Origin of the sequence: Microcystis sp. T1-4, assembly GCF_000297435.1 — a bacterium.
Classification (GTDB): domain Bacteria; phylum Cyanobacteriota; class Cyanobacteriia; order Cyanobacteriales; family Microcystaceae; genus Microcystis.
In genome coordinates, this window is sequence record NZ_CAIP01000398.1 from 1 (window position 1) to 19,973 (window position 19,973).

General features: G+C 42.3%; 14 protein-coding genes. 9 read left to right on the forward strand and 5 right to left on the reverse strand.

The window, feature by feature from the left end:
* Positions 1-12: 12 nt before the first annotated feature.
* Entirely contained in the window at positions 13-1,542 is a 1,530-nt protein-coding gene (locus MICAI_RS18420; RefSeq protein WP_008205756.1) for a pyruvate kinase, read from the reverse strand.
* Between the two features lie 479 nt (positions 1,543-2,021).
* Here MICAI_RS18420 and gatB point away from each other — a divergent pair, with 479 nt between their 5' ends.
* Complete coding sequence (gene gatB, locus MICAI_RS18425) at positions 2,022-3,494, forward strand: Asp-tRNA(Asn)/Glu-tRNA(Gln) amidotransferase subunit GatB (protein WP_008205758.1); 1,473 nt, start codon at positions 2,022-2,024, stop codon at positions 3,492-3,494.
* Between the two features lie 301 nt (positions 3,495-3,795).
* Positions 3,796-4,461 carry a ParA family protein gene (locus tag MICAI_RS18430; RefSeq protein ID WP_008205760.1) on the forward strand — a complete coding sequence of 222 codons (666 nt, stop codon included), beginning with the start codon at positions 3,796-3,798 and terminating at the stop codon, positions 4,459-4,461.
* 17 nt (positions 4,462-4,478) lie between these two features.
* Here the strand turns inward: MICAI_RS18430 and MICAI_RS18435 are convergent, their stop codons facing one another.
* Together MICAI_RS18435 and MICAI_RS18440 are read right to left on the reverse strand one after the other, a co-directional pair.
* A complete protein-coding gene (locus tag MICAI_RS18435; RefSeq protein WP_008205762.1) occupies positions 4,479-4,931 on the reverse strand; it encodes a hypothetical protein in 453 nt (150 codons plus the stop codon).
* Between the two features lie 48 nt (positions 4,932-4,979).
* Complete coding sequence (locus MICAI_RS18440) at positions 4,980-5,747, reverse strand: pentapeptide repeat-containing protein (protein ID WP_008205764.1); 768 nt, start codon at positions 5,745-5,747, stop codon at positions 4,980-4,982.
* Positions 5,748-6,207: 460 nt separating this feature from the next.
* On the opposite strand from MICAI_RS18440, the gene MICAI_RS18450 reads away from it, so the two are divergent.
* The 3 genes from MICAI_RS18450 to MICAI_RS18460 are packed head-to-tail and all read left to right on the forward strand — an operon-like array spanning position 6,208 to position 9,540.
* Positions 6,208-7,245 (forward strand): AI-2E family transporter, encoded by a 1,038-nt coding sequence (locus MICAI_RS18450; RefSeq protein ID WP_008205766.1) that lies wholly within the window; start codon positions 6,208-6,210, stop codon positions 7,243-7,245.
* A gap of 18 nt (positions 7,246-7,263) precedes the next feature.
* The gene (locus tag MICAI_RS18455; protein ID WP_008205768.1) at positions 7,264-8,118 is read left to right on the forward strand and encodes an amino acid ABC transporter substrate-binding protein; all 855 of its coding nucleotides are present in this window, start codon (positions 7,264-7,266) and stop codon (positions 8,116-8,118) included.
* Positions 8,119-8,133: 15 nt separating this feature from the next.
* Positions 8,134-9,540, forward strand: a complete 1,407-nt coding sequence (locus MICAI_RS18460; RefSeq protein WP_008205769.1) for a DUF2079 domain-containing protein — start codon at positions 8,134-8,136, stop codon at positions 9,538-9,540.
* Here the strand turns inward: MICAI_RS18460 and miaA are convergent.
* Positions 9,482-10,429 (reverse strand): tRNA (adenosine(37)-N6)-dimethylallyltransferase MiaA, encoded by a 948-nt coding sequence (gene miaA, locus MICAI_RS18465; RefSeq protein ID WP_008205771.1) that lies wholly within the window; start codon positions 10,427-10,429, stop codon positions 9,482-9,484. The genes MICAI_RS18460 and miaA overlap by 59 nt on opposite strands.
* 568 nt (positions 10,430-10,997) lie before the next feature.
* On the reverse strand, positions 10,998-12,851 hold the full coding sequence (gene ftsH3, locus MICAI_RS18470; protein ID WP_002763074.1) for an ATP-dependent zinc metalloprotease FtsH3: 1,854 nt from the start codon (positions 12,849-12,851) through the stop codon (positions 10,998-11,000).
* A 274-nt stretch (positions 12,852-13,125) separates the two neighbouring features.
* On the opposite strand from ftsH3, the gene MICAI_RS18475 reads away from it, so the two are divergent.
* From MICAI_RS18475 to MICAI_RS18490, 4 genes are all read left to right on the forward strand, one after another.
* Positions 13,126-14,373: a sigma-70 family RNA polymerase sigma factor gene (locus MICAI_RS18475; protein WP_008205773.1), complete on the forward strand. Its 1,248-nt coding sequence runs from the start codon at positions 13,126-13,128 to the stop codon at positions 14,371-14,373.
* 2 nt (positions 14,374-14,375) lie between these two features.
* Positions 14,376-15,503 carry a DUF1822 family protein gene (locus MICAI_RS18480; RefSeq protein WP_008205775.1) on the forward strand — a complete coding sequence of 376 codons (1,128 nt, stop codon included), beginning with the start codon at positions 14,376-14,378 and terminating at the stop codon, positions 15,501-15,503.
* 15 nt (positions 15,504-15,518) lie between these two features.
* Positions 15,519-17,981, forward strand: a complete 2,463-nt coding sequence (locus MICAI_RS18485; RefSeq protein WP_008205777.1) for a CHASE2 domain-containing protein — start codon at positions 15,519-15,521, stop codon at positions 17,979-17,981.
* 231 nt (positions 17,982-18,212) lie between these two features.
* A partial coding sequence (locus tag MICAI_RS18490; protein ID WP_039900502.1) for a tetratricopeptide repeat-containing S1 family peptidase occupies positions 18,213-19,973 on the forward strand: 1,761 nt, incomplete at its 3' end.

Genomic DNA, 19,973 nt, shown 5'->3' on the forward strand with positions numbered 1-19,973 from the left:
AACTGAAACTGCTTAAACCCAAGAATGGAGAGCGCGTAATTGGGGGGTTTTTTTAGCTTGGTGGCTCTGCATTCTTTGTAAAACATCATCGAGAATTGTCACCGCTTCCCGGATATATTCCCCCTTATTCAGCATGACACATTCGGCCCTTTCGGCCATAGCGGCATCGGTAATCTCGGCCCGGGAGGGAATACTTTTCTTGACCAGATTTTCTAGGACTTGGGTAGCCCAAATTACTGGAATATGGGCCGCTTCGCATAACCAGAGAATTTCCTCTTGAATTTCTGCTAATCTTTGATAGCCAATTTCTACAGCCAAATCACCCCGGGCAATCATCACCCCAAAAGGTTGTTTACCGGCGGCATGGATGATTAATTCCGGTAGATTTTTCACGGCTAAAGGTGTTTCTATTTTGGCGACAATTGCTTTTTGTCGCCAAGCATCCCCCAAACGACTTTGTAACTCTAGCTGTAGTGTCTCGATATCGCTGGCTTTTTGTACGAAAGAGTAACCGATAATATCGGCATTTTCGGCAATAAAATCTAAATCTTGCCGGTCTTTTGCGGTCAAAGGATCGATATTTAAGACCGTATCGGGGAAATTTAAGCCCTTATCTGCTTTGAGTTTTTCCCCTTTCTCCCTAGCGTGGGTAATTTTTAGCAAGAGACCTTCTGGCATTATGGCAATAACTTCAGCCCCGATATGACCATCATCAATCCAAACTTTCGCCCCGACGGGAATTTGGGGAATAATCTCCGGTTGGGAACAATTAGCCTGAAAATACTGAGGATGGGCAGTATGGGGCGGTTGGGTGGTTAAGAGGAGAAAATCCCCTTGATATAGTCTGGTTTGGGACTGGGGGGCTAAAATCTGTTCTAAACGGATTTTCGGGCCGGCTAAGTCCATATAAACTTTACAGGTATGTCCATTGACTAAATTTTCGGGATTTTTGACCGCCTCGCGCAGATTTTCGATCATTCCCTGCCACTCTTTGGGTCCATCATGGGCGCAATTAATGCGAATACAGTCCATCCCGCAACGCAGTAATTGAGCGATAAAATCGGGGTCGGTTGCCGCCTCCGTCGGCATTGTCACCATAATTCGCACCCGACGCCGGGGGGAAGGCAGGCCGAAAACTTCGGCGCTATGGGAGGCTAAAAGTTGATCTCCTTGGAAAAATGCCTCTAAAGGGGGATGTTTTGGCAATAATGAGGCTTCTTGATGACAAACCGCCCCTAAAGTGGCAATTACGGCATCGAGGGTCGGTAAAACTTTCGATTCAATCCGGCCGAGGGAAGATAATCCCCAGGGCATTAAAGCTAATTGTAAATCCCGGATATCTTCTTGTCTCAGGGCGAGATAATAGGCTAAATTACGGGTGCTAGGTTGAAAATTATCCTTTTCAATCAGGTTTTTCCACTGCTGCAATTTCTCCTCTCCTTCTACTGTCACAAAATGCCGTAACCTTTGCAAATGATGGAGGAGAGTTTGGGGATAGGATAATTGTTCTCGTTTGAGTTGTTCTGAGAGAGTTAAAGACATAAAATCAAGTAAAAATTAAAAATCGTCAATTACTAAGGCAATACTTGCCTAGAAAATGATCACTTTCGCCGCTTATATTGCTTGTGGGCGGTTATGGGGTCAGTTCTCAGGTATAATCTCTCTATTTCTATACTAAGCAAATATCCTGTCTCTAGAAGTTAATTTTTGCTGCGATTTATGGCGGTTATCTTCATGGTGAGGTGGGAAGTTTTGGTTTTCGGGGTTCGCTGGTCGGTGGTCGCTACTAGAAAAGCTAGGTTTATCGGTGAAAAACTATCGATAAGCTTCCCTGTTTTATTCCATAAAATTAAAAATAATGGCGGACATTGGTTGAATCAATTATCTTTTTTGAGCTATATTCAGGCTGTATAAAGTGATTAGTAACTACAGTATTAAGTTTTATGAAGGGAGGGAATGCTCCAGAATCGCGACTATAATGAGTAAACAGATCATTCCTGTGTCGGCGAGAGCGAGAAAATATGTCTGCCACTGAATACGAAGCAATTATCGGTTTAGAAACCCACTGTCAACTCAACACCAAAAGCAAGATATTTTGTTCCTGTCCCACCAACTTCGATAGTCCCCCCAATACTAACGTCTGTCCCGTCTGTTTGGGTTATCCTGGGGTATTACCCGTCCTTAACCAAGAGGTCCTAGCCAGTGCCGTTAAACTGGGATTAGCTATCGATGGTAAAATTACACCTCATAGCAAATTCGATCGCAAACAGTATTTTTATCCCGACCTGCCGAAAAATTATCAAATTTCCCAGTATGATCTCCCTATTGTCGAACAGGGTCAACTAGAAATCGAGATCGTCGATAAAAAAACTAAGGAAGTTAGCCGCAAAATTATCGGCATTACCCGTCTGCACATGGAAGAAGACGCGGGAAAACTGGTTCATGCCGGCAGCGAACGTCTCTCCGGTTCCACCCATTCCCTCGTGGATTTTAATCGTACAGGTGTACCATTATTGGAAATTGTCTCGGAACCGGATTTACGCACTGGGGCCGAAGCGGCGGAATATGCCCAAGAATTAAGGCGTTTAGTGCGTTATCTCGGCATCAGTGACGGTAATATGCAGGAAGGTTCCCTGCGCTGCGATGTCAATATTTCCGTTCGCAAAAAAGGCACTGAAAAGTTCGGGACTAAGGTAGAAATTAAAAATATGAACTCCTTTAGTGCTATCCAAAAAGCCATAGAATACGAGATTGATCGACAAATTGAAGCGATCAAAAATGGGGAATTGATCGTACAGGAAACCCGTCTTTGGGAAGAAGCTACTCAACGGACGATTAGTATGCGGAAAAAAGAAGGTTCTAGCGATTATCGCTATTTTCCCGAACCGGATTTACCCCCCCTAGAAGTCTCCCCAGAACAGTTAAAAGCTTGGGCGGAAGAATTACCGGAATTACCCGCGCGTAAACGTCGTCGTTATGAAGAAGAATTTGGTCTTTCCGCCTACGATGCCAGGGTTTTAACCGATGATCGCACCGTGGCCGAATATTTTGAAACTGCTGTAATTGCGGGGGCAAATGCGAAATTAGTCGCTAACTGGATCAGTCAAGATATCGCCGCTTATTTGAATAATAATAAGCTGACGATCACAGAAATCGCCCTGCAAGCGTCAGACCTAGCCGAATTAGTTAAACTGATTGAAACCGGAACAATTAGTGGCAAAATTGCTAAGGAAATTTTACCCGAACTTCTCACCCAGGGCGGTTCACCCAAAGCGCTGGTGGAAAAGAAAGGATTAATACAAATTTCTGACACTTCTGCCATCGAAAAACTGATCGAGGAAATTATCGCCGCCCATCCAAGTGAGTTAGAAAAATTCCGGGCTGGTAAAACCAATCTTAAGGGATTTTTTGTCGGTCAAGTCATGAAAAAAAGCGGCGGTAAAGCCGATCCTAAATTAACTAGCCAAATCTTAGATCAAAAACTTTCTGGTTAGTTATATTCAGTGATCAGTAATCAGTAGAAATTATGAATTATGAATTATGAATTATGAATTATGAATTATGAATTATGAATTATGAATTATGAATTATGAATTGGGGAGGGGGGAGAATAAATAAGTACCTAAGCAAAATTAATTACACATATCTAACCACCTCTTGCCTCCTGCCTTTTGCCTCTTGCCTATCTTCACTAGGAAATTAATTTTGCACGACTACTTAAAAACACTCTCCCGAATACTGTCTCCTCTCTCCTGTTTCCTGTCTCCTGAGAGCTAAAATAACCGATAACTGAAAATGCCAAATTCCCCAACAAACTCGCAATTAAAGCCTAATAGCCCAAAAATTCTCGCTGTTGTCAACGGTAAAGGTGGTGTGGGTAAAACCACCACTGCGGTTAATTTAGCGGCAATTTGGGGGCAGAATCAGCGTGTTTTGCTGGTGGATGCGGATCCGCAGGGTTCCTCCACTTGGTGGGTGGAAAGAAATCAAGCGGGTATGGTATTTGATTTAGCCAAGCAAATCAATACAGAGAAATTAGGAGAATTGCGTCAAATTATCGAGTACGATCTGATCGTGATTGACACACCACCAGCTTTGCGCTCCGAATTACTTACGGCAGTAATAGCAGAATCAGATTATTTAATTTTACCGACTCCTCCCGCACCGATGGATTTAATGGCTTTAATTGACACGGTACGCACGGCAGTTAAACCCCTAGGAATTGCCTATCGGGTTTTATTAACAAAAGTGGATTCTCGTAGTCTTAAGGAAACTTTAGAAGCACAAAATACTTTATTAGAATTAGGTATTCCCGCCTGTCATGCTTTTGTCAGAAATTATAAGGCCCACGAAAAAGCCGTTTTAGACGGGGTTGCTATTACCAATTGGCGGGGTAAAAACGCCCAAGAAGCCAGCGCCGATTATCGTCGTGTGGCCGAAGAATTAGAACGGGATTGGTAGATTTAAGGACAGGTTTTCTAAGGACAATATTTTTGCAGTAAAGAAATGACTAAATTTAGACCATCGGGCTGAACTTGAACAGTATAGGCTTCCGCTTCAATTTGTCGGCTAAAACCCTCATAATTCATAAAAAATCTTCTGGTCATTGCCGGGGGTTCTATGCCTAAATTAAGAGCTTTAACTGTTTTGCCTCCATGACAAAGTTGAGCGGCATGGACAGCTTCATGAATTAATGTTGGTCGGGCAATACCTAAGTCAAAAACTAGGGGATGAATCCAAATAATTCTAGTTTTACTATCAAATAAACCATAGGCTTCTCGCACTGGTGGCGGGGCAATTTTGACGATAAAATTGTGTTTTTCTAGAGCTTTTTGCAGACGTAAAAAATCAGGATTCGCCGCTGATAAATTCTCTTCTGCAGCTAATTGCATTCCTAGAAAAACAGCAGCGATTGTGTAATAAATGCCCATCGGGTGATAGTTCCTATTAAAAAAATATCAAAATTAGCAGGAGGTTATTCATTGATGAATCGAACCATCGGGGAGAATTGTTCCTGTTAAAATTGCTCCAGTTAATTTCACCATAATACGCTTACCAAAGCCAATTTTTGCCCCGCGTAAATCTGCCGCCGACAGATCCGCCCCGCTTAAATCCGCCCCGATGAGATTGGCTTCCTGTAAATTTGCGCCTTTAAGGTTAGCTTCGAGGAGATTGGCGCGAAAAAGATTAGCTTTATACAGATTAGCTTTTTCTAGGTTAATTTTGTGCAGGAAGCTATCGCTTAAGTCGGCATGGCTTAAATCTGCCCCGATGAGACTGCGACTAGAGAAATCTTTTTCCTTCAGGTTGGCTCCCTGTAAATCGGCTCCGTTTAAATCCCGATAGTGAGGGCGCCAGGCGGCATGATTGTGGACCTGATGGTTATTCTGGGAGTGGCTGTGTTGACTGTGGGTTTGTTGACTATGGGTTTGGGAATTTTGGCTGGGTTGGCTAGGGTGAGGCTGATAGGGGGAGGCAGTTTTATAGGCGTGGGCGGGCTGTTTTTCAGTTTTAGGGGGGGAATTGGAGCGTTTAGGAGAATTTTGATGAATTTGCCGCAATTGTTCCCTAGCGTGGTTAATTTCTTGCAGTTTAGCAGTGGCTTTTTCCAAAAGACGCTGATTATCTTTGGGAATGCGATCGGGATGCCAAATAAACACCAAATCTTTGTAGGCTTGATTGATCTCGTCGAGAGATGCCCCATGATCTAACCCTAAAACTTTATAGTATCGCTCCAATTCTTTCATTATCGAAGTCCTAATACAAGGATAAAAGCATTAATGGCTACAATTTCTCTGAGTCTTGTCGGATTTTCTAGGAGAGGATTTCTTTCAGCATAATTTGACTCTCGGAGAGTTGCCATAAAATTTTAGAAAATGTCTGGTAATTAAGAAAATCTCGTTTTTCTATCCTGTTTTGGATCGTAACTGTATAGCACATAACAGCAAAACTAGCAAGTTTTTGATACAAAACTTAATTTTTGCTGTGGGGAAGTGGGGAGGTGGGGTGTGGGGAAGTGGGGAGGTGGGGTGTGGGGAAGTGGGGAGGTGGGGAAGTGGGGAAGTGAGGAGGTGGGGAAGTGGGGAAATTGAACTAAAACCCCAAAACCCCAACACCCCAAAACCCCAACACCTAAAACCTGCCGACCGCCGACCGCCTCCCGACTGCTGTATGATAAAACTTGTCCCGATAGGATAAATCAAGGTTGTGAAATTTGGTCAGTGGTTGGGGTTTATCTGTTTAATAATGGCTCTGTATGTATTGTGGCAGATTCGACAGCTGTTATTATTGATTTTTATGGCGATCGTGTTTACCGTAGCCTTAAATAGATGTGTGAAAGGATTGCAGAGATTGGGGATTAAAAGGGGTTTGGCTATTTTAATCACCCTGCTGACGAGTCTAGCAATTGTGATTTTATTTTTTATAATTATCGTTCCCCCCTTTATCGAACAGTTTCAAAAATTAATTGAACTTTTACCGAAAGCTTGGGATTTAGTCCGTAATAACTCGATTCGATGGCGACAACAATTCCAATTTGATTGGTTGCCATCGCTGCCTAATTTAAGTGATTTAGTCCAGCAGTTACAACCTTTAGGAACCTTTGTTTTTAGTAACTTTTTTACTTTCTTTTCTAACTCAGTAGCGGCCATTTTGCAATTATTATTCGTGCTGGTGTTAGCAATGATGATGTTAGTCAACCCCCAACCCTATCGACAAGCTTTTTTAAAATTATTTCCTAACTTCTATCGTCGTCGTGCCGAGGAAATTCTTACCCTATCGGAAGCGGGTTTAGGTAATTGGTTGTTGGGAATTGCCATTAGTTCAACTATGGTAGGATTATGCAGTGGTTTCGGTCTTTTGCTTCTACAAATTAATCTAGTTCTCGTTCATGCTATCCTAGCAGGATTGCTCAATTTTATCCCTAATATCGGACCGACTGCTAGTGTGATTTTTCCCATTCTAATTGCTGTTATCGATGCACCTTGGAAAATTGTCGCTATTCTGATTCTCTATTTTATTATCCAAAATGTCGAAAGTTATTTGCTGACACCCACTGTCATGGCTAAACAGGTATCTTTACTACCAGCAATTACCCTAATCGCTCAAATTTTCTTCGCTCAAATATTTGGCATCTTAGGTTTATTATTGGCTTTACCTTTGACAGTGGTAGTAAAAACATGGTTAGATGAATTATTATTCAAAGACATTTTAGATCAATGGGATCACGGCCATAACAAATCTTAAATAATCTCGGCAAAAACCATGAAATTAATTATTCTTACTCTCGTTATTTTATCTAATGTTTTTGCTGCTCTCCCAGCTAAGTCTGAAACGGTTCTAGAAAAAATTAAACGCACGGGATTATTAGAAGTAGCTATGAGAGAAGATGCGATTCCTTTTGGCTATCGAGATAGTAATAATAATTTGCAGGGATTATGCTTAGATTTTATCCAATTGCTCAGGGAGGAACTCAAGCATAAATTAAACCTCCGAATCATCAGTGTCAAAATTTATAAATCAACTTTATTTAATCGCTTCCAGTTATTGGAAAATAAAACCGTTGATTTCGAGTGTGGTCCGAATAGTATCAGAAAAAATATACCCAATGGTGTCAGTTTTTCCCGTCCTTTTTTTGTGACGGGAACTCAGTTTTTAGTTCGGAGTGATAATCAGGATAATTTTAACTTTTCTTCGTCCTTAGAAGGTATAAGTATTGGAGTTTTGCGAGATACCAGCACTCAAGAATTATTAAGACAAAAATATCCTCTTGCTACCTATCAGGAATTTCAAGGAGTGACGGGAAGACTGCGGGGTATCCAAAGTTTAAGAAGGAATAGAATAGATGCTTTTGCTAGTGATGGCATTCTGCTAATTGGAGAAGCTGTCATTCTCGGTTTATCCTTAGAACAAGATTATCAACTTATACCCCGCAATCCTTTAAATTGTGATTATTATGGTTTCATTCTTCCCGCTAATGATCCCCAATGGCAAGAGTTTATTAATGGGGTTATCGTCACCAGTGAGAACAGAAATATTTTTAAAGCATGGTTTACTGAAGTTGCTTCCTATTTTAGAGATACCTGGCAGTATTGTCGTAATAATCCCGAAAAATCCTAGTAAAACTTAACGATTATGCTCAAAAAAAATTATTTATTTTGGTTAATTGGTTGCGCTACAATAATCCTGTTTATTTGCAGCAGCATCAGACATATTTTATTTCAATCTAATGCTCTCGATCTTGGTTGGTTTGATCAGGGAGTTTACCTAATTTCTCAAGGTAAACTACCGATTATATCTTTTGTTGACTACCATATTTTAGGCGATCATATCGCTTTTATTCTCTATCCTATAGCCTTACTTTATAAAATTTATCCGAGCGTTTATTGGCTGCTTTTATTGCAAGCTTTTTCCCTTTCCCTTGCCGCTTTTCCCCTCTGGCAATTGGCAATACAAGCGGGATTAAAAGAAAAACAAGCTTATACATTAGCCTTAGTTTATCTGCTCTATCCCCTGATTTTTAATGTTAATCTCTTTGATTTTCATCCTGAAGTGATCGCAGTGCCAGCCATTTTTTGGACAATTTTGGCCGCAAGATTAAATAATCTCTGGGGATTTTTTCTAGGAATCATTATTATTCTCGGTTGTAAAGCAATTCTCTCTTTAACATTGTTGGGAATGGGTATCTGGTTACTTCTCTGGGAAAAGAAAAAAATCCCAGGAATAATTGCTATTATTAGCGGCATTCTTTGGTTTATTATCACCACGAAATTATTAATTCCTCTCCTGACAGGAAAATCGGCAGTTATCGAAATGGCCGATTCTCGATATAGTTATCTAGGAGATAGTTTACCAGCAATTATCTTTAATCTTTTCCTCAAACCCGATCTTGTCTTAGGAAAAATCTTTACTGGCAACAATCTAGAATACCTCATCCTATTAATTATTCCCTTAGTTTGGGGTTTATCCTGGCGCTATTCTGCCCCAATAATTGCCGCTATTCCCGCACTCGCTTTAAATTTATTAGCAGATCATGCCCCACAAAAAAACTTAACCACTCAATATTCCCTGCCAATTTTGCCCTTTTTATTTCTAGCGGTTATCGCCACTTTAGCCCATAATAGCAGCTGGTTGAAGCAGCCTAAATGGATAATTACTTGGGCAATTATTGCCTTTTTTGCCTTAGCTAAATACGGCTATTTTTGGTCACTGTATTTAAATTCCCTCGATACTTGGTCCGCCACCCAAAAAGCTCTCACCCAAATTACCACCAATGAGAGTGTCTTGACTACTTCTAGAATTGCCCCCCATCTTACCCATCGAGAAATGATCAAATTAGCGATCGAAGGTTCCCAATCCCTAGATTTAAATCAATTTAATTATATCCTACTCGATCGCCGTCATCCCGGTTGGTCTAGTTCACCAGAACTAATTGATGATCACTTAAATAAACTGAATCAAAATGAGAACTTCCAGTTAATCCTTAATCAGGATGATGTGTTTTTATATCGGGCCTTGACAACCCCTCAAGAAACAAAATAATTTTTCGTTCCACCAATTCCAATAAATTTTCTTTATCGATGGGAAACCAGACAATACCAGCATCGGCACGAAACCAAGTGCGCTGACGTTTGGCAAATTGACGGGTGTGGAGGATAATTAGATCGATCGCCTGTTCTAAAGAAATTTCTCCGAGGAGATATTGCTTAATCTCTGCATAACCCAAAGTCTGCAAAAGTTGCAAATCCCAACCGTATTTATCCCCCAAATTCTGCACCTCTGCTACTAATCCTTTTGCAATCATTTGATCAGTACGAACAGTGATCCGCTTGTCTAAACTTTCTGGGGAACAATCTAAACCAATTTGTAAAATTGGATAAGTGGGAGGGTTTTCTCCCTGCTGACTAGAAATAGGTTTTCCTGTCAGATAAAAAACCTCTAAAGCGCGTAAAGTCCTTACCTGATCATGGGGATGAATTTTTTTAGCAGCCTCCTCATCTACCTGCGTCAGAATTTGATAAAGATAGGATTGTCCTAAAGCTTGTAATTGCTGTCTTAAATCCGCTTGAGGAGAAACCCTCGGTATTTTTAAACCTTTGACAATGGACTTGATATAAAGTCCCGTACCACCGACCAAAAACAGAGGAGAATAGTGGAGAGTGGTGATTAAATCCTCAGCCTGTTCTTGGTACTGTGCTAGGGTAAAATTATCTTGAGGAGCGCAAATATCAATTAGATAATGGGGAATCCGCTGACATTCTTCTAAGCTAGGTTTAGCGGTACCAATATTAAATTCTCGATAGATTTGTCGGGAATCGGCACTGAGAATTACTGAATTAAACTTTTCGGCCAATTGTAGTGCCAAACTGGATTTTCCTGTGGCAGTTGCCCCACAAATAACAATTAAAATAGGTAAAGAGGAAGTAGTCATCGACGCTACATGACAGTAATCAGTGAACAGTAATCAGTAATCAGTAATCAGTGAAAAGACAGGACTGTTAAGCTAAGTGGGTGGGTGGAATTAAATATAAGATCAACGTAGGTTGGGTTGAAGCATGAAACCCAACGTCCGCTCATGTTGCGCTACCGCTAACCCATCCTACAAATAATTGTGCCTCCCTACTTAAGACGCATTTAAACTGGGTATTGTGAAGCTGATTAACAGGGGTACATCCCACATTAATTATCAGTGACTCTTAAATTATTACAGATATATCAGCAGCTATCTGTAAGCATCCCACCGAAAAACTAATGCGCTTCGGGGTTTGGGTAGGGTTGATTCATGAATCAACCCTACCTTGAATCAACCCTACCTTGAATCAACTTTAGGAGAAAGTTTCCGCTTAAAAATCCCAAATTACATGAGTAGAAAACGGGTTTCTCCGAGAAACCCGTTTTCTCTGTGTGGGATTGACAAAAATTGAGATGCACCCGATTAACAGCTATCAAAAAAAACAGCCCCCTGATGGATGCTGTTTGTCAAGAAAATGTTACAAAACTTAAGCTAAAGCCGCCATTTTCACATCGTTATTAGCGAGGATATTTTGCAACTCCTCCGCGTCCACGGTTTCTTTTTCCACTAACATTTGCGCTAACTGGTCTAAGATGGCGCGGTTATTGACTAAAACCTCTTTAGCGCGACGATAGGCCTGTTCCACTAAGTTACGCACTTCCTCGTCAATAGCTGCCGCAGTTTCATCGGAGAAATCTCGATCGGAAGCGATATCACGACCTAGGAAAACATTACCATTTTGACGACCTAAAGCCACCGGCCCTAGGCGATCGCTCATGCCGAAACGAGTGACCATTTGCCGCGCTACTCGTGCCACCTGTTGCAGGTCATTAGAAGCACCCGTAGTCACTTCTTCCTCACCGAAGATAATTTCTTCCGCTAAACGACCCCCCAAAGCTACAGCCATCTGATTTTGCAGATAAGCGCGAGAATATAACCCGGATTCCATGCGATCCTCGCTGGGAGTGAACCAAGTTAAACCCCCAGCGCGACCGCGAGGAATAATACTAATTTTTTGGACGGGATCGTAATCCGGCATTAAAGCACCCACCAAAGCGTGACCAGCTTCATGGTAAGCAACTAAAGTTTTGCGTTTTTCACTCATGACGCGATTTTTCTTCTCAGGACCTGCTAGAACACGATCGATCGCATCGTTGATCTCATCCATGGAAATCTCGGTTAAATTGCGACGTGCCGCTAAAATTGCGGCTTCGTTGAGCAAATTAGCCAGATCCGCACCGGTAAAACCGGGGGTACGACGGGCGATTTTATCGAGATCCACGTCTTGGGCCAAAGTTTTGCCTCTGGAGTGGACATTAAGGATTTCCTTACGGCCAGCGTAATCGGGACGATCCACCACCACTTGGCGATCAAAACGACCCGGACGTAATAAAGCGGCATCCAGCACATCAGGACGGTTAGTGGCGGCGATAATGATAATACCTGTATTACCTTCAAAACCGTCCATTTCCGTTAATAATTGGTTGAGGGTTTGTTCCCGTTCATCGTTACCACCCCCTAAACCGGCACCCCGTTGACGACCGACAGCATCAATCTCATCGATAAAAACTATACAAGGTGCATTCGCTTTCGCTTGTTCAAATAGGTCGCGGACGCGAGAAGCACCCACCCCGACGAACATTTCCACAAATTCCGAACCGGAAATGCTAAAAAACGGGACTCCTGCTTCTCCAGCTACTGCGCGAGCGAGCAGGGTTTTACCTGTCCCCGGAGGACCGACTAAAAGGACTCCTTTGGGGATTTTTGCCCCAATTGCCGTGAAGCGATCGGCATTTTTGAGGAAGTCCACCACTTCGTTTAATTCTAATTTTGCCCCTTCAATCCCGGCCACATCACCGAAAGTAACCTGGGTTTGGGGTTCCATCTGTACTCTTGCTTTCGATTTGCCGAAGTTCATCGCTTGGGAACCGGGACCACTTTGGGCGCGACGGAGCAAGAAAAATAGACCAACAAGAAGCAATATAGGGAAAAATAGGCTACTGAAGGCTCTTACCCATACTCCTTCTTCTCTTTGGGGCAGTACGGAAATATCAACGTTATTTTCTGCCAAGATGTTGATTAATTGCGGATCGTTGGGCAGGTTAACTAATACATTTGCTCCATCTTGGGTGGGTACGATCGCCCGTTGCCGGTCGGCACTTAAGCGCACGGTTTCTACTTTACCTTCCCGTACTTCCTGTAAAAATTCACTATACTTCCAAGTCTGTTGCACTGCTGGCTGGCGATCAAAGAAAGCTGAGGCCAAGGCAAGGACTACGATTAACAATAGGGCATATAGTCCCGCATTGCGCCATTTTTTGTTATTACCGTTTTTGTTCACGCTGTCGAACTCCTGATAAATTGGGGATGATCTTATCGGTTGTTAAGGGGTTGTTAACTTATGTTAACGTTTCTCAGGAACACTGGACAGGTTTTTTTTTTAATATGCCCGTTCTGGTCCTCCATCGGGGTTAGCTGTTGGGGGTTGGGGGAGTATGTCAATGTGACTCTCCTAGACCGAGTAAGATCACTTAGTAAGCAAATGCCAAAATACTGCATAAAAGCTGCAAGTGGAACGATAGAGAGTTTAGTTGACCTCCACGGGGACTAGCTAGATGAAAAAACGAGAGACTTTGCTGGAGAAGTTTTGTTGCTTTTTAGTTTTGCAGCAAAATAGGACACAATGGAATTGCGATCGGCGTTTGCGTCGTAACATGGAAAGCTATGGCCCAATCGATCCTAATGTCGAGTCCGAGGAGTATTGGTCCCTATTCTTTCAGCAACAGTATCAGAATCACGGTTCCCAAAATCATCTTTTCCGTGGGCATTTATACGCTTATTTGCAGGAACCTTGCTACTGGGCTGCTGCCGAAATCTATCAAAAATATCAAGCTAAACTAGATTATCAGATCGAAGACTACTTTAACGAAGGAATTCTTGGTTTTGAGGCTATCTTAGCTGACTTTAAGCCTTTATTCTCCACTCGCTTCGATAATTTTGCCACTCAGAGGATTAAATATCGCTTAATCGATCGCATCCGTCAGATTAGTCAAGCATTCGGCCATAATACTTGGAGCCTACTACTTAATTCTACCGGAGCGCGTCTCAGCCAAGCTCTCCTGGCGAGGGGATTAGTGGGGGAAACTCTCGAAAATTACCTTTTAGCTTGGGATTACTATAAAGAAATTTATGCCCAGGCAAAAATAAAAACCGATGGTAAAATTCAGGAACCTAGTCCAGAAATCTGGCAAAAAATCGCCGCTGCTTATAACTCGGATAGCCACTCTACCATCAAAATCAATTCTGCGACAATTACCCGATGGTTAAAGGATGCGGGACAAGCTATTTCTGATTATTTATTTCCCCAAGGAAAAACAATTTCCTTACAGCAACCTTTAGGGGGTGGGGAAAGTAGCACGAGGGAAGAAATGATCGAAGATACTCTCCATAATAACCCTTGGCAGCAATTAGAAGCGGCGGAAAATTTTCGCGAGTCGCAACAAAATCACCAAAAAATTCTAGCTTGGTTACGCGCAGAAATTTCACAGATTTGTCAGCAGCCGCAACAGGCAAAACTGCATCCGCAAATTCAGTTAATTCTAGAGATGACTTATGGTTCAGGGTTGGGACAAGTGGCAATTGCCGCTAAGATTACAGAAATCACCACGGTGGTTATCAAACAATATCAGGTTTCTAGGGAACTGGATAAAGTTTATCGTCACCTCGCTAAAAAGTTTTTACCCTGGGCCAGCGAAAACCTGCATATTTCTTTCCAGTCTCACGATAGAGAAGTTATTAGTAAGGCAATAGAACCATGGCTAACATACTACTATCAAACCAGCGCAACAACTCAGGAGGATTAATTATGGTTAATGATTGGTTAGAACTAACTCCTGATAGCATTTGGCTAGAAATACCCGCAGATATTCAAGAGATAAGTTGGGCAAAAAGTGCCAGTTTTACTGATGCCAGTATTCGTCAGAGATTTTATATTAATTATCTCTGTCAACAAGTTATTTTTAACTATCTACAGTCAGGGATGCTTGGGGTTAGCTTAGTAGAAAATCAAGAGGATTTCTGGCAACTAGGAGTTAATGGTTTTACCGTTAAATTAGGCGAAAAGTCAGTAATAGTTATTGCCAGCGAAACTCTGGATCTAGAAGCGATCGAAATTCCTCAAGAATGGGTAGATATTCCTCAATTAATTGGTGATTATTATCTAGCGGTACAGGTAAACACTGCCGAAAGTCATCTAAGAATTTGGGGTTATACTACCCATAAAGATATTAAGGAAAAAGGACAATATATTAAGCGTAATCTTAACTACTCTCTACCGAGAAATCAACTGCAATCAGGATCAGATTCTTTGGATTTATGGGGAGAGTGTCAATTACAAGCAGTTAAGATTGAACGGGAAAAGATGGAAGAAAAACTATCTTTAGATAGATTGACAACCTTACTAGACATCTTAGCTAATCCTCAGTTAATCTTTCCCAGAAAAGCCGTTACTTTTCAAGAATGGGCAGCAGTTATCGTCAATAGTAACTGGAGAAAAATTTTAATTACCCGTCGGCAAAAATCCCCCGTCAAGTTAACCAATTGGTTTACTGATAATTTCCCCATTGATTGGCAAAGTATTCTCAATTTTAGCTCACTGTCACTGGTTCCAGCTTTCAAAAATACAGAAATTAAACGCATCAAAGATTTAGGAGTAGAATTACTGGGAAATCCCCTCGCTTTGATGATTACTATCGCTAAAACTGAAGAAGTATTTAGCCTGCAAGCGACTGTTTACCCCACCGGAGAAACAAGCACTTTACCCCCCCATTTAAAATTAACTATTCTCACCGAAACTGGTCAGGTTTTTCGAGAAGTAATTGCCACAGATAACGATGAATTTATTCGTTATCGATTTGATGCTGAATTGGGGGATAAATTCTTTATTGAAGTGGCCTTAGAATCGGCAAGAGTAACCGAATATTTACAAGTATAAGCGAGGAAAAACTTAATGATTAAACTCCTAACTCTCGAACTAGATGGCACATTTGATCGGGGATTTAAAGTAAAATTAGAAATTCGTCCCGATCTTAATTCTCGTCCCCAAACTGTGATCAAAGCAAGGCTACCAGCTAATTTAGAGTTATTAACTCTTTACCGTCAATGGCAACGTCACTATAGTGAATTAGAGGGATTTTTTAAAGTCTTAAAAGATAGCAATCCCCAACAAATTACCAATAGTTCTCAGCAGAGTTTAGTCTTTAAAAACTGCCAAGAAAAAGCCAAATTATTTGAGGATAACTTAAACAAATGGTTGAATAATAGCCCAGAATTTGAACCGATTAAAACCGCAATTCTGCGCTCTGGCAATAACTTTCGTATCTGGTTACAAACCGATAATATTTGGCTGCAAAGATTCCCCTGGGAAAAATGGGAAATCCTCCAAAATACTGGCGCAGATATAGCCATTATTGTCTCGGAATACGATACCTTAACCAGACAATTAAAAAATCATGAAAAAATTCGGATTTTAGCCATTTTAGGCTATGCCACCGACTTAAGATTTCTCGAAGAAGATCGCAAAACTTTAGACGATATTGCGGGAAAAGCAGGAGCCGAAATTATCTGGGAAAAAGCCCCTCACCCGCAAAAATTAAATCAGTTATTGCGTCAAGAAACTTGGAATATTCTCTTTTTTAGCGGTCATAGTGCCAGTACAGAAGATGGCCAAGATTGCGAAATTCAACTAACAGAAACTCATAAATTAAAGATAGCTGATTTTAGCTTTTCCCTGGGAGAAGCTACTAAAAACGGGTTAAAGTTAGCGATATTTAACTCCTGTGATGGTATCGGTTTGGCACAACAACTATCACGGGAAAAAGGGATGGCATTACCCCATCTAATCTTTATGCGCGAGAAATTACCCGATCCTGTTTCTCCCAAATTTCTGCAATACTTTTTAACCGCTTTTACCAATAATAAATCTCTCTATAGCGCCGTACATGAAGCCCAAAAAAATCTCCACGATGACTGGGAAAAAGACTATCCCTGTGCCAGTTGGCTGCCCGTAGTTTGCCCCAATCCCACCGAAGAACCCCCCACTTGGCATAGTTTCAGTAACTCCCCTCAAAAACAACAAAATTGGCGACGATTTGCTCTAACTTTCGGTTTAGGTTTAGCCGTAGCCATGACAGTCTTGGCAATAAGAGAAACAGGAATTTTAGAACCCTTAGAATTAAATATTTATGATCGCCTGATGCAACTAAAACCCAAAGATAAACCCGATGAAAGATTATTAATTATTACCATTGATCGCCAAGATTGGGAATATCAAGATCGCATGGGTATGAAAAGACCAACAATACCAGGAAGCGATCAAAAACGTTCCCTCGCAGGAGAAGCATTATCGCAGCTTTTAAATAAATTACTGCCCTACGAACCGCAAATTATCGCCTTAGATATCCTCCGTCCCATCGCTGCCAGTCAAGATTATCCACCCCTAGCCAAACAATTACAAAATACTCCTAATTTTATCTCGATTTGTAAGTTTAATAATTACCCACAACCAGACGGATTTCCCCCACCCCCGGAACTGCCAAAAAATCAGAGTGGTTTTAGTAACATAGTCCCAGACGAAACCATTGCCGGAGTTCCCCGAATTCGTCGTTTTTTATATCAGGCAAAACTCGATCGCACCTCTCCCTGTCTTCCCCCGGATTCTTTGGCCAAAGTTGACTCAATGTCCTGTAATTTTAAAGATTATGCTCCTAGTTTTAGTCTCCTAATTGCCAAACGATATCTAGAATCCCAGAATCAAGATTTTGACTGCAATAAACTGCAGCGGGGAATTCTAGAAATTAATATCGGGGATACTCATCTCGGTGACTGGCTGCAATCCAACCGCGGCCCCTACAGAACCAGTCAATCCGATACCCGATCCGGCCGTCAAGTTATGCTCGCTTACCGTCGAATCGCCGATAATGGCATCGATGCAATCATCAAAATTGCCCCGAAAAAATCTCTCCGACAGGTTTTAGATCTGCGTTTTAATTCCGAATCAGTCCGGGAAAAAATTGTCCTGATTGGAGTAACAGAACCCGGGATCGATGATTTTTTAACCCCCTTTAGTCGCAACCCATCGGAAGCAATTCCGGGGGTTTATTTGCACGCGCACGCAGTCAGTCAAATTCTCGATACAATGACAGGAAAACGTACCTCGATCGCTTTCTGGAATCCCCTACAGGAGGCTTTCTGGGTGCTGGGTTGGTCCCTGGTGGGGGGATTATTAACGTGGCGTTTTCTTCGGGTAAAAACGATACTTTTGACAGTGGCGATCGCTGTGATTTCCCTTACTGGTATCGGTTGGCTTCTCTTTAGTTATTTCGGTCTCTGGGTTCCGATTATTCCCCCAGCGATCGCACTTCTCACCACCTCCGGTATCTTCTTTTTTCTTCGTTCTTACTACTTAAAATAGCAAGGTAAGGCTTGCTGAAAAAGTACGGGCGAAGCATTCGGATAGAAAATCTCCGGTTTCACCGATAGGTTATTGCCCGAATGCTTCGCCCCTACAGGACCCGGGCCGATGAAGACGCAAGGTTTTGAAGCACGATTCTCTCAAAATCTTGCACCTGTTTCACGAGAAAAACGACAAAACTCTTACCTTGCCTACATTTCACATTTATTCAGCAAACCCTAGGTAACAACAATGATCAAACCTTCGATCGCCCTCATCCTTCTTTTCTCCCTACTGCCTCAACCCGGGTTAACCCTTATCACCCCGGCTGCCGGAAATATTTCTAATCATCCCATTCTGACGGCACAGGGCGATCGGGAGCTTACCGAGGAGCAATTCCTACAACGAGTCACCGTTCGGATTACTAGCGAGACAAATCGGGGATCGGGGACGATTATCGCTAAAAAAGGCGATAATTACCTTATCCTAACCAACGCCCACGTTACCCGCAACACGAAAACCCTACAGGTACAAACTTACGACGGCCACAGCCGTGCGGCCCGCATTGTCCCCAATTCCCTATCGGAGAATCAAGATCTCGCTCTGCTGGAGTTTAGCGATACCCGGGACTATTCGATCGCCACCATCGCAGAGTTTACCATCAATCAAAACAGCATCGGTTTAGAAGTGGTGGCCGCGGGATATGTTGCCGAAACGGGACAGTATCGGACGACAAAGGGAACCCTCGAACAGGTGAGCGATCGACCCCTCCGGGAGGGCTACAGCGTCGGTTATAGTGGCGATATCGTGCAGGGAATGAGTGGCGGCGGCATTTTTGTCGAGCGGGATTTAATCGGCATTAACGGGCGATCGGCCCATCCGATTCTCTCTAACTACATCTACGAGGACGGTACAAAACCCACAGACGCAGAAATCCAACAGATGAGAGCGGTTAACTGGGGCATTTCTATCAATACCCTATTAACCTACATCCGTCCCGAAATCCTCAGCGCCTATAACCTACCCCTACCGCCGGTGAACCCCGATATAGAAACCACCGCCCCTACTGACTATATCGCCGAATTAGAAACGAAAGCGAAGGGTTTCACCGTCCGGATTGATAGTACGAGCGGTGGAAACGGTAGCGGTGTCATTATCGCTAAAAAAGGGAATATTTACACGGTTTTAACCGCCGATCACGTCCTTTGCGGAGAAATGGCACGCACCGACAGCTGTGCTGATTACACCTACACCGTCGTCACCAGCGACGGCAAAACTCGAAACATCGAGAAAAGCACCATTATTCGGCAGGAAGGGGTAGATTTAGCAGTTTTTCAGTTTGAAAGCCTGGACAATTATCCCGTTGCGGAAATAGCGAATTATAACCCAAATACCGGTGATTTTGTTTTTGCCGCAGGCTTCCCCAAAATTGGCGACAATCCCTCGAAATGGTTGTTTAGTGGCGGTAGAATTATCGAGAAAGAAACGGGATTACTACTAACCCGCCAAAGTCCTTTAAGCAATGAACAAGGAGGAACATTACAAAGTGTTGCTTCTTTAACCGGAGGGTATGAATTAGTTTATACCAGCATCACATTTGGGGGCATGAGTGGCGGTGCAGTCTTAGACTCCCAGGGGAGAGTAATAGGGATTCATGGACGTTCAGAAGGAGCAGGGGGGGGGAAAATTCAGTTAGGGTTTAGTTTAGGGATTCCCATTAGCACTTTTATCGGATTGCAAGAAAGATTGAAGGTAAAACCGCAATTATTAACCACTGCTCAACCCCAAGTTAGTCCGCAACAACAACAAGAAATTATTAAAGCGATTGATAGTATTATTGTTCCTAATACCAATGCGAAGGCGGATATTTGGATAGAAAGGGGAGGACAATTATGGCGGTTAGAAAGGTATGAGGAAGCAATTAAAGCCTTTGATGAGGCGATTAAGCAAAATGACCCCGATAATGTCTATTTAGCCTGGTATGGGAAGGGATTAGCGTTAGGTTATTTAGGG